At 46.2% G+C, this 24,217-nt stretch carries 24 protein-coding genes, 2 tRNA genes and 1 other annotated feature; of the genes, 10 read left to right on the forward strand and 16 right to left on the reverse strand.

Annotation, left to right across the window (positions count from 1 at the left end; all coding sequences use genetic code 11):
• Positions 1 to 2: 2 nt before the first annotated feature.
• The 5 genes from MKR94_RS01380 (at position 3) to MKR94_RS01400 (ending at position 3,388) form a co-directional block, all read left to right on the forward strand.
• Positions 3 to 79 (forward strand) — tRNA-Val (locus tag MKR94_RS01380).
• 17 nt (positions 80 to 96) lie between these two features.
• Positions 97 to 173 (forward strand) — tRNA-Val (locus MKR94_RS01385).
• A gap of 494 nt (positions 174 to 667) precedes the next feature.
• Positions 668 to 2,080, forward strand: coding sequence for a pyruvate kinase PykF (pykF, locus tag MKR94_RS01390; protein ID WP_241645119.1), 1,413 nt, complete (start codon positions 668 to 670; stop codon positions 2,078 to 2,080).
• A gap of 528 nt (positions 2,081 to 2,608) precedes the next feature.
• Positions 2,609 to 2,845 carry a major outer membrane lipoprotein gene (locus tag MKR94_RS01395; protein WP_241645120.1) on the forward strand — a complete coding sequence of 79 codons (237 nt, stop codon included), beginning with the start codon at positions 2,609 to 2,611 and terminating at the stop codon, positions 2,843 to 2,845.
• A 129-nt stretch (positions 2,846 to 2,974) separates the two neighbouring features.
• Positions 2,975 to 3,388, forward strand: a complete 414-nt coding sequence (locus MKR94_RS01400; RefSeq protein WP_241645121.1) for a hypothetical protein — start codon at positions 2,975 to 2,977, stop codon at positions 3,386 to 3,388.
• Here the strand turns inward: MKR94_RS01400 and ydiJ are convergent.
• The gene (gene ydiJ, locus MKR94_RS01405) at positions 3,385 to 6,444 is read right to left on the reverse strand and encodes a D-2-hydroxyglutarate dehydrogenase YdiJ (protein ID WP_241645122.1); all 3,060 of its coding nucleotides are present in this window, start codon (positions 6,442 to 6,444) and stop codon (positions 3,385 to 3,387) included. The genes MKR94_RS01400 and ydiJ overlap by 4 nt on opposite strands.
• A 177-nt stretch (positions 6,445 to 6,621) precedes the next feature.
• On the opposite strand from ydiJ, the gene ydiK reads away from it, so the two are divergent.
• Both ydiK and MKR94_RS01415 read left to right on the forward strand, forming a co-directional pair.
• Positions 6,622 to 7,773 (forward strand): AI-2E family transporter YdiK, encoded by a 1,152-nt coding sequence (ydiK, locus tag MKR94_RS01410; protein WP_241645123.1) that lies wholly within the window; start codon positions 6,622 to 6,624, stop codon positions 7,771 to 7,773.
• A gap of 229 nt (positions 7,774 to 8,002) precedes the next feature.
• Positions 8,003 to 9,046, forward strand: coding sequence for a 3-deoxy-7-phosphoheptulonate synthase (locus tag MKR94_RS01415; RefSeq protein ID WP_241645124.1), 1,044 nt, complete (start codon positions 8,003 to 8,005; stop codon positions 9,044 to 9,046).
• A 12-nt stretch (positions 9,047 to 9,058) separates the two neighbouring features.
• Here MKR94_RS01415 and MKR94_RS01420 read toward each other — a convergent pair whose 3' ends face one another.
• The 11 genes from MKR94_RS01420 to MKR94_RS01470 form a co-directional block, all read right to left on the reverse strand.
• Positions 9,059 to 10,495 (reverse strand): protein adenylyltransferase SelO, encoded by a 1,437-nt coding sequence (locus MKR94_RS01420; protein ID WP_241645125.1) that lies wholly within the window; start codon positions 10,493 to 10,495, stop codon positions 9,059 to 9,061.
• Between the two features lie 22 nt (positions 10,496 to 10,517).
• Positions 10,518 to 10,976: a C40 family peptidase gene (locus MKR94_RS01425; RefSeq protein ID WP_241645299.1), complete on the reverse strand. Its 459-nt coding sequence runs from the start codon at positions 10,974 to 10,976 to the stop codon at positions 10,518 to 10,520.
• A gap of 121 nt (positions 10,977 to 11,097) precedes the next feature.
• Positions 11,098 to 11,397, reverse strand: coding sequence for an integration host factor subunit alpha (ihfA, locus tag MKR94_RS01430; protein ID WP_048912075.1), 300 nt, complete (start codon positions 11,395 to 11,397; stop codon positions 11,098 to 11,100).
• Between the two features lie 4 nt (positions 11,398 to 11,401).
• Positions 11,402 to 13,789, reverse strand: coding sequence for a phenylalanine--tRNA ligase subunit beta (gene pheT / locus MKR94_RS01435; protein ID WP_241645126.1), 2,388 nt, complete (start codon positions 13,787 to 13,789; stop codon positions 11,402 to 11,404).
• Positions 13,790 to 13,803: 14 nt separating this feature from the next.
• Entirely contained in the window at positions 13,804 to 14,787 is a 984-nt protein-coding gene (gene pheS / locus MKR94_RS01440) for a phenylalanine--tRNA ligase subunit alpha (protein WP_062812169.1), read from the reverse strand.
• A 70-nt stretch (positions 14,788 to 14,857) separates the two neighbouring features.
• Positions 14,858 to 14,984 (reverse strand) — a sequence feature (Phe leader region).
• Between the two features lie 55 nt (positions 14,985 to 15,039).
• Positions 15,040 to 15,396, reverse strand: coding sequence for a 50S ribosomal protein L20 (rplT, locus tag MKR94_RS01445; RefSeq protein ID WP_048912072.1), 357 nt, complete (start codon positions 15,394 to 15,396; stop codon positions 15,040 to 15,042).
• A gap of 41 nt (positions 15,397 to 15,437) precedes the next feature.
• Positions 15,438 to 15,635: a 50S ribosomal protein L35 gene (gene rpmI, locus MKR94_RS01450; RefSeq protein ID WP_004157374.1), complete on the reverse strand. Its 198-nt coding sequence runs from the start codon at positions 15,633 to 15,635 to the stop codon at positions 15,438 to 15,440.
• A gap of 90 nt (positions 15,636 to 15,725) precedes the next feature.
• On the reverse strand, positions 15,726 to 16,268 hold the full coding sequence (gene infC / locus MKR94_RS01455) for a translation initiation factor IF-3 (protein WP_099825336.1): 543 nt from the start codon (positions 16,266 to 16,268) through the stop codon (positions 15,726 to 15,728).
• A 3-nt stretch (positions 16,269 to 16,271) separates the two neighbouring features.
• Positions 16,272 to 18,200, reverse strand: a complete 1,929-nt coding sequence (thrS, locus tag MKR94_RS01460) for a threonine--tRNA ligase (RefSeq protein WP_241645127.1) — start codon at positions 18,198 to 18,200, stop codon at positions 16,272 to 16,274.
• A 229-nt stretch (positions 18,201 to 18,429) separates the two neighbouring features.
• On the reverse strand, positions 18,430 to 18,660 hold the full coding sequence (locus MKR94_RS01465) for a hypothetical protein (RefSeq protein ID WP_241645128.1): 231 nt from the start codon (positions 18,658 to 18,660) through the stop codon (positions 18,430 to 18,432).
• A 4-nt stretch (positions 18,661 to 18,664) separates the two neighbouring features.
• Positions 18,665 to 19,000, reverse strand: coding sequence for a DUF1367 family protein (locus MKR94_RS01470; protein WP_241645129.1), 336 nt, complete (start codon positions 18,998 to 19,000; stop codon positions 18,665 to 18,667).
• Between the two features lie 155 nt (positions 19,001 to 19,155).
• Here MKR94_RS01470 and MKR94_RS01475 point away from each other — a divergent pair, with 155 nt between their 5' ends.
• The gene (locus MKR94_RS01475; RefSeq protein WP_241645130.1) at positions 19,156 to 19,701 is read left to right on the forward strand and encodes a YagU family protein; all 546 of its coding nucleotides are present in this window, start codon (positions 19,156 to 19,158) and stop codon (positions 19,699 to 19,701) included.
• Between the two features lie 118 nt (positions 19,702 to 19,819).
• Here the strand turns inward: MKR94_RS01475 and MKR94_RS16935 are convergent, their stop codons facing one another.
• Positions 19,820 to 19,954 (reverse strand): hypothetical protein, encoded by a 135-nt coding sequence (locus MKR94_RS16935; protein WP_277755566.1) that lies wholly within the window; start codon positions 19,952 to 19,954, stop codon positions 19,820 to 19,822.
• A 121-nt stretch (positions 19,955 to 20,075) separates the two neighbouring features.
• Here MKR94_RS16935 and MKR94_RS01480 point away from each other — a divergent pair, with 121 nt between their 5' ends.
• Positions 20,076 to 20,438 carry a hypothetical protein gene (locus MKR94_RS01480; protein WP_241645131.1) on the forward strand — a complete coding sequence of 121 codons (363 nt, stop codon included), beginning with the start codon at positions 20,076 to 20,078 and terminating at the stop codon, positions 20,436 to 20,438.
• 276 nt (positions 20,439 to 20,714) lie between these two features.
• Positions 20,715 to 21,911, forward strand: a complete 1,197-nt coding sequence (gene hmpA / locus MKR94_RS01485; RefSeq protein WP_241645132.1) for an NO-inducible flavohemoprotein — start codon at positions 20,715 to 20,717, stop codon at positions 21,909 to 21,911.
• Positions 21,912 to 21,941: 30 nt separating this feature from the next.
• Here hmpA and MKR94_RS01490 read toward each other — a convergent pair whose 3' ends face one another.
• From MKR94_RS01490 to MKR94_RS01500, 3 genes are all read right to left on the reverse strand, one after another.
• Positions 21,942 to 22,460, reverse strand: a complete 519-nt coding sequence (locus tag MKR94_RS01490; RefSeq protein WP_241645133.1) for a hypothetical protein — start codon at positions 22,458 to 22,460, stop codon at positions 21,942 to 21,944.
• 113 nt (positions 22,461 to 22,573) lie between these two features.
• Complete coding sequence (locus tag MKR94_RS01495; RefSeq protein ID WP_241645134.1) at positions 22,574 to 23,335, reverse strand: DUF481 domain-containing protein; 762 nt, start codon at positions 23,333 to 23,335, stop codon at positions 22,574 to 22,576.
• Positions 23,336 to 23,576: 241 nt separating this feature from the next.
• Positions 23,577 to 24,110, reverse strand: a complete 534-nt coding sequence (locus MKR94_RS01500; RefSeq protein ID WP_241645135.1) for a YniB family protein — start codon at positions 24,108 to 24,110, stop codon at positions 23,577 to 23,579.
• Between the last annotated feature and the right edge of the window lie 107 nt (positions 24,111 to 24,217).

A 24,217-nucleotide genomic window follows, 5' to 3' on the forward strand; every position in this document is an offset into this window, starting at 1 on the left:
GTGCGTCCGTAGCTCAGTTGGTTAGAGCACCACCTTGACATGGTGGGGGTCGGTGGTTCGAGTCCACTCGGACGCACCAAAATATGCTTATCTTATGCGTCCGTAGCTCAGTTGGTTAGAGCACCACCTTGACATGGTGGGGGTCGGTGGTTCGAGTCCACTCGGACGCACCATCATCTGAATACACCACGCTGCTTTTCTAGCGACTCTTATATTTTTTATAATTTCCCGGTTATCCCCGACCTGCAGGCCTACTGATATCCTGTCTTGCAATAGTCGTCCATTCCCCATCAGTCTATTTCTGTGCATTACCCTTGAAAGTACTTTTCTCGATATTGAGGTATGTCATCGTTTTGCCATTTGTCGTAATGAGCTTGAAGAAATCTGTTTGGTTTCCGGCTACTAAGTGACTATAATATCTGGGTAACCCACTGAAAAGGTCTTTACGAATAACGTGATAAGGTCCTTAACGTACAGAGTGCCCGTCACTCAACCTACTCTTAGCGCGATGCGTAAAGTCTATTGCTACGCATACTTCTTTCTTCGTTTCAAAGATCTCCTTTTCAATTCAAAGAATTCGTTTTATTCCACCTTAGAAGTTTTCCCAGCGGGTGTCGGTCGCTTTACCCCGTACAAGTTCATCCATTTCAACTAATAGACTAATATTATGAAAAAGACAAAAATCGTCTGCACCATCGGTCCTAAAACTGAATCAGAAGAGATGCTAACCAAGCTGCTTGATGCAGGAATGAACGTCATGCGTCTTAATTTCTCTCACGGTGATTATGACGAGCACGGTCAGCGTATTGCAAATCTGCGCGCAGTCGTTAGCAAAACCGCTCATCATGCTGCCATCCTTCTTGATACCAAAGGCCCAGAAATTCGTACTATGAAGCTTGAAGGTGGGAACGATGTTTCTCTGCAAGCAGGTCAGGTTTTCACCTTCACTACTGACCAATCAGTAATTGGCAACAAAGAGCGTGTCGCCGTCACCTACTCCGGCTTCGCCGCAGATCTGAGTATTGGTAACACGGTTCTGGTCGATGATGGTTTACTCGGTATGGAAGTGACTGAAGTCACCGAAAACACCGTGGTCTGTAAAGTCTTAAATAATGGTGACCTTGGTGAGAATAAAGGGGTTAACTTACCAGGCGTTTCAATCCAACTCCCTGCGTTATCCGAGAAAGATAAACGTGACTTAGTATTTGGTTGTGAACAAGGTATCGATTTTGTTGCGGCTTCTTTTATCCGTAAACGTTCTGACGTTTTAGAGATCCGTGAGCACCTGAAAAAACATGGTGGCGAGCATATTCAAATTATCTCCAAAATTGAGAACCAAGAAGGTCTAAATAATTTTGATGAAATTTTAGAAGCTTCTGACGGCATCATGGTCGCTCGTGGGGATCTCGGTGTAGAAATCCCTGTCGAGGAAGTCATCTTTGCTCAAAAGATGATGGTGAAAAAGTGTAATCAAGCGCGCAAAGTGGTTATAACCGCGACGCAAATGCTTGACTCAATGATCAAGAATCCTCGTCCAACCCGTGCTGAAGCCGGTGACGTGGCCAACGCAATTCTTGATGGAACTGATGCGGTGATGTTATCAGGAGAAAGCGCGAAAGGTAAATATCCGCTCGAAGCCGTAACAATCATGGCGACCATCTGTCAGCGTACCGATGCCGTGATGAAGAGTCGTATCGACGAGCTCAAAGAGGGCCGTAAACTGCGCATCACTGAAGCCGTATGCCGTGGCGCAGTGGAAACCGCCGAGAAATTAGAGTCTACGTTAATTATTGTCGCCACTAAAGGAGGTAAGTCTGCGAAGTCTATTCGTAAATATTTCCCTTCTGCGACAATCTTAGCGTTAACCGATAACGAAACAACATGTCGTCAACTTCTTCTCACCAAAGGCGTTACCACACATTTGGTACCAGAAATTGCCTCTACAGATGACTTCTATCGCGTAGGTAAAGAAATCGCCTTAGCAGAAGGATTTGCGCAAAAGGGTGACGTTGTGGTCATGGTGTCTGGTGCATTAGTACCAAGCGGTACCACTAATACTGCCTCTGTCCACGTGATTTAGGTTTAAACAAACTAATAAAGGTCAGGTTTCCTGGCCTTTTTTTTGCCTTATATATCCTTCAAGCAGACTTTTTTTGATGTTTTTTATTTTAATTTGACTAGGTAATTAATAAAAAACGTAATTAAATCGAAAAAAAGTCATCTTCTCCTAATTATTTTCTGACTTTATCTGAACTATACCCTTTCGTTTTGGTCTTAGTAACACTGATTTATTCTAAATTTTAATTAAATTTTAAAAATAACCGTACCTCTCCGTTGAATGATCTATTACTTTTTTTTCTTTATTAGTGATTTATATATCGATTAATAAGATTAGTAACAGCATTTTTTGCTCTTAATCCAAAGGATAGCCCGATTGAAGTGTTTTTTTCCCTCGAAAAAACTTATCAAAAAAAAACAGAATGCGCACTATTTAATCGAATAACCGCTTTTAAGCATCTTCTTATAAAAAATTATTTCTCAACTTAAAAAACTTTGTGTAATACTTATCTGGCTACATGGATATTAACCTAATAACGAGGGTAAAATAATGAATCGTACTAAACTGGTACTGGGCGCGGTAGTTCTTGGTTCAACTCTGCTTGCTGGTTGTTCTAGCAACGCTAAAATCGACCAACTGTCAAGCGACGTTCAAACTCTGAACACCAAAGTTGATCAACTAAGCACCGACCTGAACTCAGTACGTACTGACGTTCAAGCTGCTAAAGATGATGCAGCACGCGCTAACCAGCGTCTGGACAACCAAGCTCACTCTTACCGTAAGTAAGAGTCTTGGACTGGAAAATGGCACCCCTCGGGGTGCCATTTTTTTTCATTCAATCTCTAATCAACTCTTGCAAACCCATAATAACTCGCTATGATAATGATAATTGTTATCATTAAATAAGGAGCTATTATGCCTATCCCCCACTCATTCTCGCTCTGGATAACCGGTAATCTAGAAGCTTATCAGCACACGTTAGAAGATTTACGCGTCGAGTATTATCTCGCTGAACGTCCGCTATATCATAAACACTGTACCCTCAACCAGTTGCGTCAATTCAACGATTTGAGTCTTAAAATTGCGGATTACTGCTACACACAAGGGGATGACGACAACTACTTTGCTGTCTTATTTGGTCTTCATCAAAAATTGATTGAGCAACTACATAGTAATGTTCAACGTGAGGCTTTATTCAAGGCTCAAGCTATCCAACTTGCTCGTCACTCGATGACAGGGCTCTGTCAGGTCTTTATCGCACAGGGGAATTGGCAGAAAGCCAGCGAACTGCAACGAGAGTTCTTGCAGTACGCTGACTCAATGAGCTAAAGGGATTGTGACCGTTGTCGAGCCATTTGTAATAATGCTTGTACAGGATGTTTAATCTTATCCCCACCAAAGCGTTTTACTTGGCTTCGACATGAAAAGCCTGTTGCAAGACAACGCTCTATAGGCTTATCCGCCAGCTGTGGCTGCCAAGATAAGCCAAAGATATTACGCGAATTCTCCGCGTTTCGTGCTTCATGACCATAGGTACCTGCCATCCCGCAGCACCCTGCATTGATGGTATGCAACCTGGCACCAAATTGGGAAAAAATATCTCGCCACTGCTGTGACGCTGACGGCAATGCAGTCACTTCTGTACAGTGTGAGAAGAGATACCATGACTCCTTAGCGTCAACCGAGTCCGCGACGGGTAAGCTGACTGTTCTAAGCCACTCGTGAGCCAGCAGAACATTAAATGCCCCCCGCTCGCTGCCCAGTATTTTATACTCATCGCGGTAACACAGAACCAGAGCCGGATCAGTGCCCACCATCGGTACATTTAATTCCGCCACGCGATTCAGGACCTCAGCGCTTTTCTTAGCCGTTCGAGTGAAGCGTTTCAAGAAACCTTTTACTTGCTGAGGCTTACCGTTCGGCACGAAAGGTAACAGTACCGGCTTAAAGCCTAATACCGTGATCAGCTGCACTAGATCATTGACTAGATTTGCTTCGTAAAAACTAGTGAAGGGATCTTGCACGACCACCACATAATCGGCACGCTGTTCAGCAGACATTCTTTGTAGGTCCTCAAGGGTCGTGGTTAGCGCAGTGTGGCTACTCAGCTGACGGCGTAGCGTCGGGTAAGATAAGGCAGGCAGATCGACCATCCCCACATATCGCCGACTCAGTTCATTCACCCATGGCTTTGCAAGTAAAAAATTGATGGTCTTAGGGGCTTTCGCCATCACCGGCAGTAAAGACTCGATATTAGCAACAATATGGTCAGCTACCGGCCGCAAATAGCGCGTGTGATAAAGCGCTAAGAAACGTGCACGGAAAGCTGGGACATCGATCTTAATCGGGCATTGTGTTGCGCAGGCTTTACAGGCCAGACATCCACTCATCGACTCTTTCACTTCATGAGAGAAGTCATAGTTGGTTTTAGCGTCCCAACTGTTTTTTACCTTTTGGCTAAGCGAGCGCAGCGAAAAGCCTGGAGAACTATCAAGGGAATCGGGGTCGATATTCTGCTCGGAGAGCAGCCGTAACCATTCACGTACTAAAGTTGCCCGGCCCTTAGGTGAGTGAATTCTATCGCGAGTGACTTTCATTGACGGACACATTGGGCTGTTAACGTCGAAGTTGAAACATAGGCCGTTACCGTTACAATCCATGGCTCCCCGCCAGCTCTCTCGTACAACCACTGGTATCTGTCGGTCAAAGGCCCCTCGTGTAGGACTGTCTATGGCCAACAGTGGCGTATTATTACCTAACGGCTGACAAATTTTTCCAGGGTTTAGACGGTTATCAGGATCGAAAGCCGTTTTTATACGGCGTAACTGATAATAAAGCTCAGGCCCGAAGAAGTCAGCGCTGTAAGCAGAACGATAGCCTTTACCATGTTCACCCCATAAAAGCCCCCCATAAGAACGGGTCAGCTCAGCGACTTGATCTGATATTGTCAACATTAGTTGGTGATGTTCAGGAAGAGTCATATCTAAGGCAGGACGCACATGTAACACTCCGGCATCGACATGGCCGAACATCCCGTATGAGAGATTATGCTGGTCCAGAATCGCTCTGAACTCCGTAATGTAATCCGCAAGGTGTTCAGGTGGGACTGCAGTGTCCTCAACAAATGGAATCGGTTTAGCTCGCCCCTTAGCGTTTCCTAACAGCCCTACTGCTTTTTTACGCATCGCGTAAATTCTTTCGACTTGGTCTAGCTCTCGGCAACACTGGTAGCCAATCACACCCGCTTGATGTGTCTCGCGCAGCTGATCCAGTTTCTGGCATAGCTCGGCCACCTGTTGCTCAATCTGCTCAAGGTCGTCCCCCGCAAATTCGACCAAGTTGATGCCTTGCATCACCTGCCCTTCCACTTCGGTAATCAATTCACTCACCGAATGCCAGACGATATCTTCACGCGCAAGGTTTAATACCGTGGAGTCAACCGTCTCGACTGATAATGCTTTCGCTTCTACCAAAAAGGGGGCATTACGTAACGCAGAATCAAAGGAGTCGTACTTGATATTAACGAGCTGACGCACCTTGGGTATCGGCAAGACATTTAGCGTCGCTTCTGCAATGAAAGCGAGTGACCCTTCTGCACCACAGAGTATGCGTGTTAGATCGAAGCATTCACCTTGGTCAGAGAAAACATGCCGTAAATCGTAACCGGTAAGAAAGCGATTAAGCTTGGGAAATTTCTGTTCGATAAGTGCACGGTTTTCTAAACAGCTACTCATCACTTCACGGTAAATCGCCGCTTCTTGTGTGGGGCTTTGTCCCTTCATCTCGGCTTGCTGGCGAGAGAGCGGTAAAGTGTCAATCACCTCGCCATTGAGCAGTACTGCGCGTAATCCTAACACATGGGTCGACGTCTTACCGTAAACCAAAGAGCCTTGCCCGGACGCATCAGTATTTATCATGCCGCCGATGGTGGCACGGTTACTGGTCGAGAGTTCCGGTGCGAAGAAGAAGCCTTGTGGTTTTAGCCAGCTATTAAGCTGATCTTTTACGACGCCTGCCTCAACACGGACCCAGCCCTCTGCCGCGTTAAATTCTAGAATACCCCGCATATGGCGCGACAGATCAATCACAATCCCATTCGTTAACGATTGTCCATTCGTACCGGTTCCGCCACCGCGTGGAGTGAAGGTTATCTTACGATACGTATCGGTCGAAGCCAGTTCAGTGATCGTTACGATGTCAGCTAAAGATTTAGGAAAGAGAATCGCATCCGGTAAGTTTTGATAAATACTGTTATCGGTTGCCATGCTGAGGCGGTCGGCATAGCGCTGCCCAATATCGCCCGTAAATCCATGCTGTTTAAGTTGTTGTAAAAATTTACGGGTTAGATCTGTCTGTCCAGGAGAGTGATGTAGTTGTGGAATCATTTGCCCATTGCCAATTTTAAAAGTGGTCTTCGATCAACCCCTTTGTTTTAACATATTTTCAGGGCGCTGCCTTGTTGGATTACCAAATTTATCGAAAAGAGATGTTGTTCAGGCAGCGAATCAAGCATCATAGGCGAGATAAAAAGCTAGCCTTTATGAAGACAAGGAACATTTACCATGAGTAGACCGCTTCCACCGGAGCGAAGTATTCCACAACGGTTACTAACATTAATATTTTTCTTGTTAATGATTGTGAGCTGTTTTTGGGTCGTACAACCCTTTATTTTAGGTTTTGCCTGGGCGGGGATGGTGGTCATTGCGACGTGGGGGATGATGCAGCGTATCCAACGCTTACTCTGGAACCGACGTACCCTAGCCGTTATTGTGATGACCTTTATTATCCTCTTGGTGTTTATCATCCCTATCGCCTTACTCATTAGTAGCGTATTGGATAATGCACAGCCAGTGCTCCATTGGCTCAGTGCGGGACACCTGGTTATGCCACAGTTAGCTTGGCTTGACAGATTACCTATGGTTGGTCACAAAGCCTCACGTTACTACCATCAAATGGTAGCAGGTGGCGGCGCGCAACTTCTTGCGACTATTCAACCCTACATCGGCCGCACAACAGGCTTCTTTGTCGCACAAGCGGGGCATTTTGGTCGCCTACTCGTACATTTAGCGCTGATGCTGCTGTTTAGCGCCCTACTGTACTGGCGAGGCGAACGCGTGGCCATGGGTATCCGTCACTTTGCATTTTGGTTGGCAGGGAGCCGAGGCGATGCCGTAGTAATTCTTGCTAATCAGGCGATAAAAGCGGTGGCGTTGGGGATAGTGGTAACAGCCCTGTTGCAGGGCGTGGTAGCGGGCGTTGGCTTAGCCTTAGCGGGTATCCCCTATGCGACCATCCTTACTGTATTAATTATTCTCTGCTGCCTAATCCAAATCGGACCTCTGTTGGTACTAATACCGGCGATTATCTGGCTTTACTATACGGGTGATACAACTTGGGGCACTGTTCTCGTTATCTGGAGCGTAGTGGTCGCCTCAATGGACAGCGTGATCCGCCCGATGCTGATTCGTCTCGGTGCTGATCTGCCAATGCTGATTATTTTAACAGGCGTTATTGGCGGCTTAGTCGCCTTTGGCATGCTTGGCCTGTTTATTGGGCCAGTGGTATTAGCTGTGTCTTATCGACTGGTACATGTTTGGATGCATGAAGCCCCTTGTCCCGATGCACCGCCTGAAGAAGTGCTAGAAGAACTGTTCGAAGATACGCGGCACATCGCGGAGAATCAGCGCCAAATCCGTGTTCCGAAAGAGCACTAATCCGCTTCTGGGAGAATTCTTACATAATACCCTGTCCTGACAGGGTATTATTTTTTTAGACGCGTTTATTTCACCTGTCTTAATTATTGAATTGCTGTGTGTAGTCTTTTCCCGCCCAATGGCGGGCTTTTTTTGCCCAGAATTTACGATATCCTTCCCCACTATTTAGGTTTATTGTTGTGAGATAATTATCGGCATGTTGCCGGTGAGTCAGACAACAGAGTAAACCATGATGTTAACCGACGAACTTAGAACGGTGCCAGTCGGAACCTTAATGACCGCGCACCAATTGAATCAGAAAGTCCCTATTACCACGCCTTGCCAGCAACTTATCCACGCTACTCGTCATACAATCAGTCAAATTCTTCATGGCAGTGACCCACGTTTGCTGGTAATTATTGGTCCTTGTTCAATTCACGACCCTGCAGCCGCTGTCGAGTATGCGACAAGACTCAAGCCGCTTCGTGAGAAATATCAAGATCGTCTCGAAATCGTAATGCGCACCTATTTTGAGAAGCCTCGTACAATCGTTGGCTGGAAAGGTCTGATCAACGATCCCCACCTTGATGGAAGTCACGATATTAATCATGGCTTGGTTATCGCCCGGCAGTTACTTTCTGAGATTAATGCTTTAGGCGTGCCGACGGCGACTGAGTTCTTAGATATGGTGACCGGCCAATATATTGCTGACTTTATTAGCTGGGGGGCAATTGGGGCACGTACAACAGAGAGCCAAATTCACAGGCAGATGGCTTCAGCGCTGTCATGTCCAGTCGGCTTCAAAAATGGTACAGATGGTAACTGTAAGATCGCGATGGATGCTATCCGGGCTGCCCAAGCCTCACATCTCTTTCTCTCTCCGGATAAACAGGGGCAGATGTCGGTTTACCAAACACGAGGCAATCCTGATGGCCATATCATCCTTCGCGGCGGTAAAGAACCTAACTACCAAGCGAAGTATGTGAAAGCTTGTCAAGAAGCCCTAGCGGCATTATCGCTTGCTGACCGTATGGTCATCGATTGTAGTCATGGAAACTGTCTAAAACAGCATAAGCGCCAGCTTGAAGTTGCGAATGATATTGCTGAGCAGCTCAGCCATCCGAATCATGGTATTGCTGGCGTAATGGTTGAAAGCTTTTTGGTCGAGGGACGTCAAGATTGGCAAGGCAATGGCAATGACCGCTATGGCCAATCGATTACCGATGCCTGTTTAGGCTGGGAAGACACCGAGCAACTGTTAGCAACACTCGCAGCGGTCCCCTCCCAAGCTTAGGCTCATAGCCTATTAACTTGAGCAACTAATCGTTAATTGCTTTCCCCACTCCGGTGGGGGCTTCACAAAGGTACTGCTGTCGAGCTGAGTTGCAAAGGGGTTCTGCAGCGCCAAGTGGAGCGCTTCAAGCTCTGTGGTATCCCCTTTTTCTGCAGCAACGATTGCTTGCTGTGCCAGATAGTTACGTAGTACGATCGCTGGATTTTCATTAAGCATCCGCTCTTGTCGCGCTGCCGAATCCATCGGTTCTTGTTCAAGCCGCTGTTGATAACGTAAAAACCAACTGTCGAAAGCAGCCCTGTCTATAAAATCGTCGCGTAATGCTCCGCCTTTATCTTTGCCCGCCGCATAACTCAGTAGTCGAAAAGTTCGAGTATAATCCGCTTTCTCGCGGCCCATTAATGTAAAGAGCTCAATCAATAAATCGTTGTCTTGGGTGTGAGAGTCGTAGAGACCGAGTTTAGCACGCATACGCTCTCCCCATGCGGCCATCAGCGCAGGCTCGTATTCCTTCAGCGCCAGCTTAAGTTTGTCCATCGGCAACAGTCCAGATAGCGCATGCGCGAGACGGTTAAGGTTCCACAAACCGACAGTAGGTTGGTTTTCAAAGGCGTAACGTCCCTGATAATCGCTGTGATTACAGATTAATTCAGGATTATAGTCATCCATAAACGCATACGGGCCGTAATCCAACGTGAGTCCTAGCAATGACATGTTGTCAGTATTCATCACCCCGTGGGCAAACCCCACACTCTGCCACCGTCCAATCATCGTTGCTGTGCGGCGCACAATCTCGGCAAACCACAGATAGTAACGGTCCGCTTGATCCCGCAGCTCTGGCCAAAAGTTCTCGATACTATAATCTGCCAATTTCGTTAATGCGTCGGTCTGCTGTCGGTAAAACAGATGTTCGAAGTGCCCGAATCGTAGATGACTTTCCGCTGTGCGGATGAGCATCGCGCCCGACTCTGCCACTTCACGCTGCACAAGGTCATCTCCCGTTGCAATACTCAGTGCACGCGTTGTAGGGATCCCAAGACCATGCATGGCTTCGGAAGCAAGAAATTCGCGGATCGTTGAGCGCAATACCGCCCGGCCATCTCCCATCCTAGAATAGGGCGTCTTACCTGCTCCTTTCAGATGCCAATCGAGCTTCACACCCGATGCGAGTTGTTGTTCACCAAGAAGTAAGCCACGCCCATCACCCAGCTGCCCGGCCCACACCCCGAATTGATGGCCGCTATAAACTTGAGCAACCGGGCGCATGCCTGTGAGCAGTTCACCCCCCCACCATACGGACGAGTTTTGCAGTGTTTCTGTCGCTGGAAGAGTTAAATCGTCGGCAAGGGCGCGATTAAGATAGAGAAGCCTGCCTTCTTGTAGTGGCGTCGGCATGACCTCTGTGCAAAGTTCTGGCAGCTGGTTGGCCCATTGATGTACAAATTTCATTTTTTACCTCGGACGAAAGTCGTTATAGACGACGCGCTTGCCAAAAAACCTTTTGCCAGTAGACATTATTTAACGATGAGCGCATCACGCCGCGACTGGTCGACGCATGAATAAATTGATTCTGGGTATCGTAAATACCAACATGCAATCCCCCTTCGCCCCAACCTGTCTTAAAGAAGACCAGATCGCCCGGTAGTAAGTCTTTTTTACGGATACGTGTGCCAAGCTCGCTCTGTTGGCGGGTCGTTCTAGGGAGCTGTATACCGAAGCGTTCGCGGTAAGTGCGATACACAAAACCGGAACAATCGATACCACTGCGACTTAAGCCGCCGTATCGATAAGGTGTACCACGCCATTTCACCAATTGGTCACTCAGTACTTGATGGACCACGCGGGGGTTTGAAAGCCGTGCATCGGGTGAAGGCGCATGACTACTACAACCAATCACTAAGAACGCTAGCAATATTGCAAAAAACGGCATGCTACGAGAAAGAAACGATTTAAACATTAGCCTACACCACTCCTTGTCCTAAACGATAACGCAAGCACTAGGGATAAAAAAAGCTGCCAAGGCAGCTTCTTTTATTATTAGGGTATCTGCATTAGCCTTTCTTCGGTACTGCAGTTTCAACCCGGCTTTTAAGCTTCTGGCCAGGCCGAAAAGTCACGACTCGTCGAGCAGTGATCGGGATGTCTTCACCGGTCTTAGGATTTCGTCCTGGACGTTGGTTTTTTTCCCGAAGATCAAAGTTACCAAATCCCGATAGCTTGACCTGTTCTCCCTTCTCCAGCGCACTGCGAATCTCTTCGAAGAAAAGTTCTACTAACTCTTTAGAGTCACGTTTGCTTAGACCCAATTTTTCAAACAAATATTCTGACATTTCAGCTTTTGTAAGCGCCATCGGTTCAATCCCTCAAGGTTGCCTGGAATCGCTCTTTTAACGCTGCAACACAGTCAGCTACCGTGGCAGCAATATCCTCTTCTTCAAGTGTACGCGTGGAATCTTGTAGGTGCAGGCTTATTGCAAGGCTCTTAAAACCTGGCTCAACCCCCTTTCCACGGTATACATCGAATAAGTTTACGCCAACCAACTGATTTACGCCAACTTTCTTACACTCAGCGATAATATCTGCTGCATTAATCGATTCTGAGACCACCACAGCGATATCGCGACGGTTGGCTGGGAACTTAGACACTGGCTTAGCATGCGGGATTTCACGCTCTGCCAATTTGTCCCATAAGAGTTCAAAGACAACAGTACGGCCGTTCAAATCGAGTTTACGTTCCAGCTCTGGATGGACCACACCAATCCAGCCGATCACTTCGCCGGCCAGCACAATTTCAGCACTCTGCCCCGGATGCAGTGCATTGTGCTCAGTGCGGCGGAAGGAGATGTGCTCGGTTTTGCCAGTTAAGTCGAGTAGCCCTTCCAAGTCCCCTTTCAGATCGAAAAAGTCTACATTTTGACGCTCGATTAACCAGTGCTCGTCGCAACGCGCGCCAGCAATAACGCCCGATAGCATCATTTCCTGACGGATCCCTAAAGGGGCCTGGCTATCAGGGATAAAACGTAATCCGCTTTCGAAAAGACGCACACGGCTTTGCTGACGGTTTTGGTTATAAACCACAGCATCTAATAAGCCAGTCCACAGCGATAACCGCATTGCCGACATATCCGCAGAGATTGGGCTAGGAAGGATGAGTGCTTCCTGTTGTGGATGCAGCAAAGATTGTGTTTTAGGGTCTACAAAACTATAAGTGATCGCCTCTTGATAGCCTTTATCAACCAGTAGCGTTTTTACGCGTTGCAGTGCGAGATTCGCTTCACGGTGCGCAGGCATAATCAAGCTTGCTTTAACTGGCACATCAGGAATATTGTTATAACCATAGACACGAGCGACTTCTTCGATCAGATCTTCTTCGATCTCCATATCGAATCGCCAAGTCGGCGCAACCACCTGCCACTGTTGCTCAGCTGCAGTGACGTCACAACCGAGTTGCGTCAAAATGTCGGTGACTTTTTGGTCAGCAATATCATGACCGATCAGACGATCTAATTTACTACGGCGTAAGGTTATTGCAGCGGGCTTAGGTAAATGTTGCTCAGCGGTTTTCTCGATAATTGGGCCAGCTTGGCCTCCGCAGATCGCCAATAATAGCTCGGTAGCACGCTCCATCGCTGCGTATTGGCCCGCTGGATCGACGCCGCGTTCATAGCGGTGTGAAGCATCAGTGTGCAGACCGAAACGACGGGCCCGACCCGTGATCGCTAATGGTGAGAAAAAGGCGCATTCTACTAAGACATTCTGAGTGGTTGCAGAGATACCGGACTCTTCTCCACCGAAAATCCCCGCCATCGCGAGCGGTTTCTCGTTATCAGCAATAACCAGAACGTCGTCAGTCAGTGTGACGTTATTGCCATCCAATAAGGTCAATGTTTCGCCTTGCTTCGCCTGACGCACCTCGATCTTGCCAGCTAACTTCGCTAGATCGAATGCATGCATCGGCTGACCACGTTCAAGTAAGACGTAGTTAGTGATATCGACTATGGCGTCAATCGAACGAATACCACAACGACGCAGTTTTTCTTGCATCCATAGTGGCGTCGGGACATTGATATCAATATTCTCGATCACACGACCTAAGTAACGTGGACACGCTTCCCCTGCCGTTAACTCGATGGGGAATTGACGGTCGCTAGTTGGGGTGACCGCTGCTACTGGAGGGACGTTGAAGGGCAGACCATTCGCTACCGCTACATCGCGAGCAATCCCCATAATCCCTAAGCAATCAGCACGATTTGGCGTGACACTGATTTCAATAGTGTTGTCATCAAGCTGAAGGTATTGACGAATATCTTGACCGATCGGTGCATCAGCGGGTAGTTCAATAATCCCATCTGACTCGACATCGATGCCCAGCTCAGTAAAGGAGCAAAGCATCCCTTCAGAGGGCTCGCCACGCAGCTTAGCCGGCTTGATTTTAAAATCACCCGGTAAAATCGCGCCCACCGTGGCCACGGCAACCTTTAAGCCTTGGCGGCAATTTGCTGCGCCACAAACGATATCGAGTAAACGCTCGCCACCGACGTTGATTTTGGTCACACGTAATTTGTCAGCATTTGGATGCTGATGGCACTCGACCACTTCGCCAACCACGACACCGTTAAATACACCTGCAACGGCTTCAACCCCATCAACTTCTAATCCTGCCATGGTGATTTGGTTAGAGAGTTCATCACTTGTTAGGGCCGGATTTACCCATTCACGTAACCAGAGTTCACTGAATTTCATTGGATAACCTGCCCTTATTTAAACTGTTTGAGGAAACGTAAATCATTTTCGAAGAATGCGCGAAGATCGTTAACGCCGTAACGTAACATAGTCAAACGCTCCATCCCCATACCGAAGGCAAAACCAGAGTAAACGTCAGGGTCGATGCCAACGCTGCGCAAGACATTAGGATGCACCATGCCACAGCCAAGCACTTCTAGCCATTTACCGTTTTTACCCATCACATCTACTTCTGCAGAGGGTTCGGTAAAGGGAAAATAGGATGGACGGAAACGGACCTGAAGATCTTCTTCGAAGAAATTACGCAGGAAATCGTGCAACGTACCTTTGAGGTTGGTAAAGCTAATATCTTTATCGACGATCAGCCCTTCCATTTGGTGAAACATCGGCGTGTGGGTTTGATCGTAGTCGTTACGATAGACGCGACCCGGCGCAATAATGCGAATAGGCGGTTGCTCTGCTTTCATGGTGCGGATCTGTACACCTGAAGTTTGCGTTCTGAGAAGACGGTCTGCATCAAACCAGAAAGTATCATGATCGGCACGAGCCGGGTGATGCGCAGGAATATTTAGGGCATCGAAGTTATGGTAGGCATCTTCAATCTCTGGGCCTGTTTTCACGCTAAAGCCGAGTTCACTAAAGAAGCCTTGAATGCGATCAATCGTCCGCGTGACCGGATGTAGGCCGCCATTCTCGATACGACGACCAGGGAGGCTGATATCGATGGTCTCTTCGGCTAAACGCGCATTCAGTGCCGCATTCTCTAGAGCCTCTTTACGCGCATTAAGATGTTCTTGTACCTGGCTTTTTGCTTCGTTAATCACTGCTCCCGCCGCTGGGCGTTCTTCGGCAGGTAACTCACGCAATTGGGTCATCTGTAAAGTAAGGTGACCTTTTTTACCTAAATATTCGACACGCACCGTGTCTAATGTGGCGATATCCGTCGCCTCGTCAATCGCGCCCTTTGCTTGGGACACCAATTCTGCGAGTTGGGACATGTCTTTCCTCTTTTATCCAGTCTATCTGGGAAGTTATGCTATGTAACAATGAATAACGACAAGTCTTAAAAACGACAAAGCCTCCTTAATGGAGGCTTTTCGCGCGTTTTTTCGTTTCTTATCTCATGCGCAAAAGCCTCAATTATTTAGAGGCTAAAGAAAAAAAAGAAACGAAAAAAAGCGATATTCATAAGTGGAGTCCAATTCGAAAGTAGAAAATAAAAAAGGGAGCAAGCTCCCTTTTTTACTGACTTATGCCAGTGCTGCTTTCGCTTTTTCGACCAACGCAGTAAAGGTTGATTTGTCGAATACAGCGATATCAGCCAAAATCTTACGGTCGATTTCAATAGACGCTTTTTTCAGTCCATTGATGAAACGGCTGTAAGAGATGCCATTCTGACGAGCTGCTGCGTTGATACGCGCGATCCACAGCTGACGGAATTGACGTTTGCGCTGACGGCGGTCACGGTAAGCATACTGGCCTGCTTTGATGACTGCCTGGAAGGCAACACGGTAAACACGTGAACGTGCTCCGTAATAACCTTTAGCTTGTTTTAAGATTTTTTTGTGACGAGCACGGGCAACAACACCACGTTTTACGCGAGCCATAGTAGCTCTCCTGTTTTATATTCTGAAATTAAAAAAATGACTTATGCGTACGGCAGGCAGGCAATAACTAGACCTAAATCGCCTTTTGACACCATGCCTTTCGGACGTAGGTGACGTTTACGCTTAGTTGATTTCTTAGTCAGAATATGACGCAGGTTCGCGTGCTTACGCTTAAAACCGCCAGAGGCAGTCTTTTTGAAGCGCTTAGCCGCGCCACGTACAGTTTTAATCTTTGGCATTTTTACAAATATCCACTTCGCATTGTTAATAATATAAAACAACAGGCGAATACAGCGCCAGCCGAAGCTGACGCAGCATTACTTGATGGCCTACTGTTTCTTCTTCGGCGCAAGCACCATTATCATCTGGCGGCCTTCGATCTTCGATGGGAAGGATTCGACCACTGCCAGTTCAGACAGATCTTCTTTCACGCGGTTAAGCACTTCCATACCAATCTGCTGGTGTGCCATTTCACGACCACGAAAACGCAGTGTGATTTTGGCTTTGTCGCCATCTTCGAGAAAACGAATCAGGTTGCGTAGTTTGACCTGATAGTCGCCTTCATCAGTGCCAGGACGGAATTTAATTTCCTTAACCTGAACAACTTTCTGCTTTTTCTTCTGTTCCTTAGAAGACTTGCTTTTTTCATAGAGGAATTTGCCGTAATCCATGATTCGACAAACTGGCGGCTCGGCGTTCGGGCTAATTTCAACTAAATCGACACCCGACTCTTCGGCTTTCTCTAAAGCTTCACGCAGACTAACGATACCGAGCTGCTCGCCTTCGATCCCCGTCAGACGTACTTCATTTGCGCGAATCTCGCTGTTAATACGGTTCGGACGCGTAGGTTGTACTCTTTTTCCGCCTTTAATACCTTATTCCTCCAACTGATGAATACTTCTGCTGCGAATTTCATTTTGCAGCTTCTCAATCAATACGTCGACATCGAAAACACCTAAGTCTTTTCCACGGCGGGTGCGCACGGCAACTTTGCCTGCCTCGACCTCTTTATCACCGCAGACTAACATGTAGGGTACGCGACGTAATGTGTGCTCACGGATTTTAAAGCCAATCTTCTCGTTTCTCAAGTCTGCTTTAGCTCTAATACCCGCATTTTGTAGTTTTTTGGTCAATTCGTTGACATATTCTGCTTGGCTATCGGTGATATTCATCACGACGGCTTGCATTGGCGCTAACCATGTTGGGAAGAAACCGGCAAACTCTTCGGTCAGAATCCCAATAAAGCGCTCAACGGAACCTAGTATAGCACGGTGAATCATCACTGGCGTTTGACGGTCATTATTTTCACCGACATATGTGGCTTCTAAACGCTCAGGCAGAGAAAAGTCGAGCTGTACTGTACCACATTGCCATGCACGATCCAGACAATCATATAAAGTAAATTCGATTTTCGGGCCATAGAAAGCCCCTTCACCTGGCTGATATTCAAATTCAATATCATTATTTTTGAGTGCTTGCGCCAGATCTAGTTCCGCCTTGTCCCACAACTCATCGCTACCGATACGCTTTTCAGGACGCGTGGACAATTTTACCACGATCTTTTCAAAGCCAAAGGTGCTGTACATATCATAGACCATACGGATGCAGCTGTTTACTTCATCGAGAATTTGGTCTTCGGTACAGAAGATATGGGCATCATCCTGGGTAAAGCCACGAACACGCATCAAACCATGTAACGCACCCGATGGTTCATTACGGTGACAGCTTCCAAATTCAGCCATACGAAGTGGCAGATCACGGTAAGACTTTAATCCTTGATTAAAGATCTGGACGTGTCCTGGGCAGTTCATTGGCTTAATACAGTACTCACGGTTCTCAGAAGAGGTGGTAAACATTGCTTCTTTATAGTTTTCCCAGTGCCCGGTTTTTTCCCACAGCACACGGTCCATCATGAACGGACCTTTTACCTCTTGGTATTGGTACTCTTTAAGTTTACTGCGAACAAAGGTCTCTAATTCGCGGAAGATTGTCCAACCATCATTATGCCAGAAGACCATACCCGGTGCTTCTTCTTGCATATGGTAAAGATCGAGTTGCTTACCGATTTTACGGTGATCACGCTTAGCCGCTTCTTCTAAACGCTTTAAATACGCCGCAAGCTGTTTTTTATCCGCCCAGGCAGTACCGTAAATACGTTGCAGCATTTTGTTATCGCTATTGCCGCGCCAGTAGGCACCCGCCAACTTCTGTAACGTGAAGTGATGGCAGAAACGCATATTCGGAACATGCGGTCCGCGACACATATCAACATATTCTTCGTGATGATACAGACCGGGTTGATCGTCACGGCTGATGTTTTGGTCAAGAATTTCCATTTTGTACAGTTCACCACGCGCTTCAAAGGTATCGCGCGCTTCTTGCCAACTGACTGTCTTCTTGACGACTTGGTAATTTTTTTCGGCCAACTCGTGCATACGCTTTTCGAGTTTCTCGAGGTCTTCCTGAGTTAACGTGTGGTCGAGATCGACATCGTAGTAAAACCCATTGTCGATAACAGGACCAATCGCCATTTTTGTATTTGGCCACAGTTGCTTAATCGCATGTCCCAATAAGTGCGCACAAGAGTGACGAAGGATTTCAATCCCTTCTTCATCCTTAGCGGTAATAATTGAGACGCTTGCATCGTCGGTAATCGGATCAACGGCATCAACCAGTTCACCATTCACACGTCCGGCAATACAGGCTTTAGCAAGACCAGGACCGATGTCTTGGGCTATATCCATCACGCTAACGGCATGATCAAAACTACGTTGGCTTCCATCAGGAAGAGTAATAACTGGCATTCTATATCCTTAATTGCAGTGGTAACCCACACGACAGGCTACATGCTAAAATGTTTTATTCTTTATAATCAACTGGTTAATTTTATTAATTCGCTGATTTTTCGGATTTGGTACACCATTTGGTACACGCTTTCAAATCTATGTCTCTGAGTTGACCCCAGAAATTACAATATTACAGGTTTAAGAGGCTGACTTAAAGGGCGAGGTTTATTTCTGGATTTCATCGCCCTCACCTCTTGGCAATGTCTTCACCATAAAAGTCACCACGCCCAACCCCTGGCATCATCAAGATCGTCACGCTAGACAATGCCATCGTTAGTGTAGAACTTTTACTGTTGACCACTCTTACCCGCGTCAGCAGTGCATAGTCATCTGCTAGCCGTTTATCCTTCGCCCAGAAAGCAACCTTAAGCTTATCTGCAAAAGTCGCCTTGTTTTGAATGAGCAGGAGCCATTTCAAGAAGTTAGTTTTCTGGCTCCATATTGGCAAAGGAAAGGCTCTCAGCCTCAATCCTTACATCGCCGTTTAATCTCACCGTTTGCACATAGAACCCTGCCAAGATGGTTAAGTCCTTGCGGAACCGGTCAAACTGGCTGTGTTTATCCATATGCTCAAGGCCTGAGCGATTAGCGCACCAGTGATCGAAACAAAAGCCGAAGAAGGCCATCACCTTGCGATGGAATTGCGGGTTACGAGTGAGTTTGATTTCGGCGGTGTAGGTTTCGCCTGTTTTGAATCGTTGGAGTCTTTCGAGGCCTATGTCACTTGCTGGAGAGAATACGCCGCCCGGATGTTTCACCAGGTTGAATTACAATGATTATTCCTATTTTGATGAGTTTTATCTATGAAACACAAGCAAATGGCTTATAATTTCTTCACTTGTTTATTTATAGCATTGAATGAAAGCGTTTATAGTTTAGGCCCTAAAAAACACAACCACATGTAGGTTAATTCATGATAAAAAAAGCGAACATTAAGGTAATAATTCTGGCCGGGTTTATTGGTGGATTCATCAGCTCTCTAGTGAAGTCAGGTACAGAAGTAAACATGCCTCCAAGAATTCCAGGTGAAATATCTCCCCCCTCAGCAAATATTGACTCTTGGTTAGGCTGGCTGGGAATCAACTCTCACTCCCTTGATTATGTGTATCAGACAGTCACTATCTCAGGTGCAGTGATGTTATACCACTGGGTATTCAGTTTTATATTCGCATTTATTTATGTTGCCGGCTCTGCAATCTTTCCGAAAATTAGACTATGGTACGGAGCAGCATACGGAATTATAATTACGCTAGTCATGCACGGCTTATTAATCCCAGCACTAGGATTTAGACATCCCGCTTACCTTGATGGGAAAATTGGTTGGCTATGGAATCTAAACGGTTATGAATTTTGGAGTGAATTACTTGGTCATATATGTTGGTCAATGTCGATTGAGTTGAGCTTAATAGCTATCCTAGCCTTACTAGCTAAACCGCTAAAAGGCTACTGGACTAATTAATTTTTGATACTTGGTCGACCAGCCTCGGTTTACTGCTGAGGCTTTTTATTCAATTGAACATAAATTCCTCATCAGTTAGCTTGCTGTAATTCACGTTCCTCCCCCTAACTCAAATTACTTATTCGTAACCTTCGTCACAGGCCAGCGGGGCGTGGTATACCTGCCAGTCGCCGTACCATTCATCGTTGAACTTGACGCTGAAGAAGTCTTCTTGAAACTCAGCGTAGATAGCTGCAAAGGTGTTGGCAGGCATGAGGACAAGGTGCTTATATTGTCTAAATACACACGCAGAAGACCGTGTAACTTATGCGGCTTACTCCTGTATATTAAATAGTAAAATACCTGATGGTTACTGGTTAGCTGACAATAAGGTCGTGACTAGGTTTAAGCTTCCTATTATCTCTAAAAAACACGGATTACGTGGTTACGAAGATTTTGAACGAGAGGCTAAGTCATTAACTACTGCTTATCGGCAGTATAACGAAGTAAAACAAAAGGCTGACGAAGACAAACTCAAAGCGGAAGAGGCACGTAAGGTAGAAGAGGCAAGCAAAGCATTATTTTCTAGTGTAGGTATCATGGATGCGCCCTCAGCCTATTCTGCTGAGATGATAAGAGCGGCGAATATTGCATTGTCTGAAAGTGGTGCTCTCGTACTCAACCGTGGACCGGGTATGTTTCAGTTTTCATCCGCAGGGGGAGGTAGTTTTCCAATGGAAAGCTTACTATCCGGCTGAGAATCAAGAGCGATATATCGAGATGTCATAGCACTTACTGAAATCACAACCGCGCTGGCTGGTAGAGCTATAGTATCAGTTGCACCTACAGCTGGTGAAGGCAGTGATAAGGTCCCTGACTTTACGACAAACCTCATGGCTGCTCAAGCTCAGCTCTTAACAGCAGGTAAAGTCACGATCAGTAATCATCCCTGCTAAACTTACGGCAAACAAAAAGATCCTTGCCAATTTAAAAGATGCATTTAAAATACATCTTATAAACATGTCATGGAGGCTATGATGCTAACCACTCACCAAAAACACCTTATTCAACAGACCATTCCTGTACTTAAAACCAATGGCCAAGCGCTTACCGACTATTTTTACCAACGGATGCTAAGTCAGGTTCCTGAGTTGAAAGAAACCTTCAACATGGGACATCAGCGCGATGGTAAGCAGGCTAAGGCTCTAGCTAATGCGGTGTTAGCGTATGCCGAAAATATTGAGGATCCTAGCGTCTTACTTCCTGTTATCAATATGATCTGCCAAAGACATGTCAGCCTCGCTGTTCAAGCACCCGATTATGCAATTGTCGGCGAGCACCTGCTCCACTCGATCAGTGAAGTATTATCTCTGTCGATGGAGGATGAATTAATCGATGCTTGGGCGACCGCTTATCAACAGTTGGCAGCATTAATGATTGATACGGAGAAAAGAATGTATGCGCAATTAAGGCAACAACAAGGTGGCTGGTCTGGATGGCGTGAATTTACTCTCGTTAAAAAAGTTGCCGAAACTGCCGACGTTAGCTCCTTTTATTTAGCACCTACTGATGCTTTAGCCTTACCGGCTTATCGTCCAGGTCAATATATCTCGATACGGGTTCAGGTTCCATCATTAGGCTTTAAACAACCCCGGCAATATAGCCTCTCTACTGCACCTAATGGGCAATTTTTTAGAATAACCGTTAAAGAAGAGGCGCTCGAACAAGCACCCGGTTATGTCTCCTCGACTTTCCACCAGCAGCTGCAAGTCGGCGACCGGGTAGAGGTCAGCGCACCAATGGGAGAATTTACCGTTAAAGATGCGACTAAACATAACGTATTCATTAGTGCAGGTATTGGTATTACGCCTATGGTGGCCCTATTAGAGGGACTTACTCAAATACCTACTTCACAGCCACCTGCAGCGATCAGTTTTATTCATGTAACACAAGATGCCGCACATTATGCCCTGCGCGAAGAGGTGACTCAGCTGGCTGAACAACATTCTCATGTTAAGACCTTAATACATTATAGCCAAGCTCTTAGCGGTGGCGGTCAATTCACTCTCGAATCGGTTCCGCCCTCGCTGCTGACTGATAACGCTGATTACTATCTTTGCGGCCCTGCAGGGTTTATACAAATGATCTCTAACGAATTGCTTCAACGGAATATTTCTCCTCATCAGATTACCCATGAGGTATTCTCAACGGGAGGATTGACAACATCCTAATCTCTAGTCATTCCAGCCTCACAGCAGTGGTTACCAAAAATGAAAATAGAGCGTAATCCCGCCGAGTACTAACCATAATAACGCGAGTAGGAAAGTTGAGCGTCTTGAGAAGTAAATGGTATATCGATGCGCTTTATTGGCGTAATACTGCTTGGTAAATAGTGGACGCTCATCGAATGCATGGCCGATGACTATATCGGAGTTAAGCAGGTAATCCTGCTTCTCTTGCCAGTGATCCAGCGCTCGGTATACTGCACTAATCTCAATATAGGAATTCACACAATTGAAAACCCCAAAGATGGTCAATAATACCGGAATATAGAGTGTATAAAGATTACCCCAATGAGGATTGGTATTATTCATTGCGGAACAATAGGCAATCACCATAAAAGACTGAGCGGTAAAGAAGGCATTTGTTCGTTGAGCCAAGGAGGAGATTTCTTGATGGATCTCTTGACGATAAAAGGTTAACCGTTCTCGTGCCGTCGCAAACAGCGCGGGGGATTTTTCGTTAAACTCAGGGGGGGTATTACCGATGGAAGAATTCATGACGTTCTCCTGCTAAAACTTAAATTAAACTTAAGCATAGTCTCAAATAACTCAGCTCGGAGAACGGTTAGGATAACTCTTAGCCACCCATCAGATTCAAGGGTGGCAATCTCTTACATGGTGTAGGACAGTAAGACAGAGGTTTTGGTATCAGTACGGTCTGGTGCGGAGGAAGGCGGATTATTGTTCCACGTCACGTTATAAGCTAATTTCAAGGAGAATTTAGAGTTGATGGCGACTTGCAGACCGGTTTCGGAGTTTACCGTAGTGTCTTCACCGAACGAGCTTAATACTGACACACCTTGAACAAACTTAGTGGTGTCAGTGAGCTGCCATTGGTAGCTTAATGCACCGTAAGCCAACGCAGTCGTTTTATGACCACCATCGTGGTAATCATCATAACGCACACCTGGGCCTAATTCTGCGCGCAGGGAGTGCACAGGGCCATTTAAGATTTGGCGACCATAACCCGCTACCGCTGTATCACGGCTGTCATAGCCATTGAAGCGATCGCTTAACCATGTTGCTTGACCGAAGAGATAATCATCAGCATTTAAGTTGTGACGAGTACGACCACCAATGTTGTAAGTTTCTGAAGAGCGTTCATCATTTGAAGAGGTATTGGAAGCATTACCGAATAGGCTGTAGGCCATCGTATCTTGAAACCACGTCATATTCGTTTGCGCGGTAAAGTTAGAGCTTTTGGTGTTGCCACTTTGCGCGAGGTAACCCGCCGAAGCTGACCCATCAAAAGGTTTCTTAGCCGTCGATGGGTTATCCATTGAGGTAAATACTACGCTATCGGCGAGCGCTTGCTGGCTCAATCCGCCTAATCCTAACAAAACGGTGAATGCAACTTTATTAAAAACTTTCATTAAATGACCTGTACTGACAAAAGGGGTCCAAAAATGCAGGATGACTGCATACCTGAATATAAATGCATAGCAATAGCCTTAAGCTCCCGTTTCTAATTGTTGGGAGACGGTTGGCTGGAACCGTATCATAACGATGATTTTTTAAAATAAAAGGGGGTAAAGTGTAAATCAGATGAATAACTGTTTCTGTAAGACTCAAAGCACGCTAAGCCCTGCATAGGACTTAACGCGTGAAAATACATCAAATAAGTGACAACCAATGTAACAGGATGTAACCAATTACCGCGACAATGATAGGTAATAAATAAAGCAAGTAATATTGCCGGAACGGACTTTGATGGGTTAACTGAAGCCGTTGGGCCTCAATGGGCGTTCTTTCCCGTTCACCCATTGCATTTTCGATCACCTTATGGTCTTCAAGTTGCTCGGTAACATAGCGATATTGACGCCACTGACGTGAGCCTGCTGCATTCAGTGCCATACCAAAAAAGATCAATATAAAAAATACCCAGAACAGTAAATTCGCGCTATGGCCAAAATCTGGTACTGGCGAATGCTGCCAAAATAGATTTAAGAAAGACGTATTAAATCTAACCATGTCGACAATGACACGGGTGAAGTCGGAGAGTACTGCGCTGATACTAGCCAGTTTTTCTCGTTGACTACTGAGATAATTAAGAAGTGAAATGGCAGTAGAAAGCGTACCGATAACAAAGATAATCCATCCAATACATTTCTTGAGGATTGCGCCATTACGCGCTTGTGCGAGGGTCATAGTCTTGCCTATCCAGTGATTAATAGATGAATAAATAGCATAGCTTATTTGACAAATCGATCGGAGTTGGAACAATAGCGTTCATAACTCACCCATTAGTTGGAGCG

The organism is Rosenbergiella metrosideri (assembly GCF_022602565.1).
In the GTDB taxonomy this organism is placed as follows: domain Bacteria; phylum Pseudomonadota; class Gammaproteobacteria; order Enterobacterales; family Enterobacteriaceae; genus Rosenbergiella; species Rosenbergiella metrosideri.

Excerpts from the sequence above, each read along its gene's own strand:
- MKR94_RS01500 (WP_241645135.1), bottom strand. The coding sequence starts at position 24,110 with ATGACCCTCGCACAAGCGCGTAATGGCGCAATCCTCAAGAAATGTATT.
- ihfA (WP_048912075.1), bottom strand. The coding sequence starts at position 11,397 with ATGGCGCTTACAAAAGCTGAAATGTCAGAATATTTGTTTGAAAAATTG.
- pheS (WP_062812169.1), bottom strand. The coding sequence starts at position 14,787 with ATGTCCCAACTCGCAGAATTGGTGTCCCAAGCAAAGGGCGCGATTGAC.
- MKR94_RS01420 (WP_241645125.1), bottom strand. The coding sequence starts at position 10,495 with ATGAAATTTGTACATCAATGGGCCAACCAGCTGCCAGAACTTTGCACA.
- MKR94_RS01415 (WP_241645124.1), top strand. The coding sequence starts at position 8,003 with ATGATGTTAACCGACGAACTTAGAACGGTGCCAGTCGGAACCTTAATG.
- MKR94_RS01400 (WP_241645121.1), top strand. The coding sequence starts at position 2,975 with ATGCCTATCCCCCACTCATTCTCGCTCTGGATAACCGGTAATCTAGAA.
- ydiK (WP_241645123.1), top strand. The coding sequence starts at position 6,622 with ATGAGTAGACCGCTTCCACCGGAGCGAAGTATTCCACAACGGTTACTA.
- MKR94_RS16935 (WP_277755566.1), bottom strand. The coding sequence starts at position 19,954 with ATGCCTGCCAACACCTTTGCAGCTATCTACGCTGAGTTTCAAGAAGAC.
- MKR94_RS01475 (WP_241645130.1), top strand. The coding sequence starts at position 19,156 with ATGATAAAAAAAGCGAACATTAAGGTAATAATTCTGGCCGGGTTTATT.
- hmpA (WP_241645132.1), top strand. The coding sequence starts at position 20,715 with ATGATGCTAACCACTCACCAAAAACACCTTATTCAACAGACCATTCCT.
- rpmI (WP_004157374.1), bottom strand. The coding sequence starts at position 15,635 with ATGCCAAAGATTAAAACTGTACGTGGCGCGGCTAAGCGCTTCAAAAAG.
- rplT (WP_048912072.1), bottom strand. The coding sequence starts at position 15,396 with ATGGCTCGCGTAAAACGTGGTGTTGTTGCCCGTGCTCGTCACAAAAAA.
- MKR94_RS01395 (WP_241645120.1), top strand. The coding sequence starts at position 2,609 with ATGAATCGTACTAAACTGGTACTGGGCGCGGTAGTTCTTGGTTCAACT.
- thrS (WP_241645127.1), bottom strand. The coding sequence starts at position 18,200 with ATGCCAGTTATTACTCTTCCTGATGGAAGCCAACGTAGTTTTGATCAT.
- MKR94_RS01490 (WP_241645133.1), bottom strand. The coding sequence starts at position 22,460 with ATGAATTCTTCCATCGGTAATACCCCCCCTGAGTTTAACGAAAAATCC.
- pykF (WP_241645119.1), top strand. The coding sequence starts at position 668 with ATGAAAAAGACAAAAATCGTCTGCACCATCGGTCCTAAAACTGAATCA.
- pheT (WP_241645126.1), bottom strand. The coding sequence starts at position 13,789 with ATGAAATTCAGTGAACTCTGGTTACGTGAATGGGTAAATCCGGCCCTA.
- ydiJ (WP_241645122.1), bottom strand. The coding sequence starts at position 6,444 with ATGATTCCACAACTACATCACTCTCCTGGACAGACAGATCTAACCCGT.
- MKR94_RS01495 (WP_241645134.1), bottom strand. The coding sequence starts at position 23,335 with ATGAAAGTTTTTAATAAAGTTGCATTCACCGTTTTGTTAGGATTAGGC.
- MKR94_RS01425 (WP_241645299.1), bottom strand. The coding sequence starts at position 10,976 with ATGCCGTTTTTTGCAATATTGCTAGCGTTCTTAGTGATTGGTTGTAGT.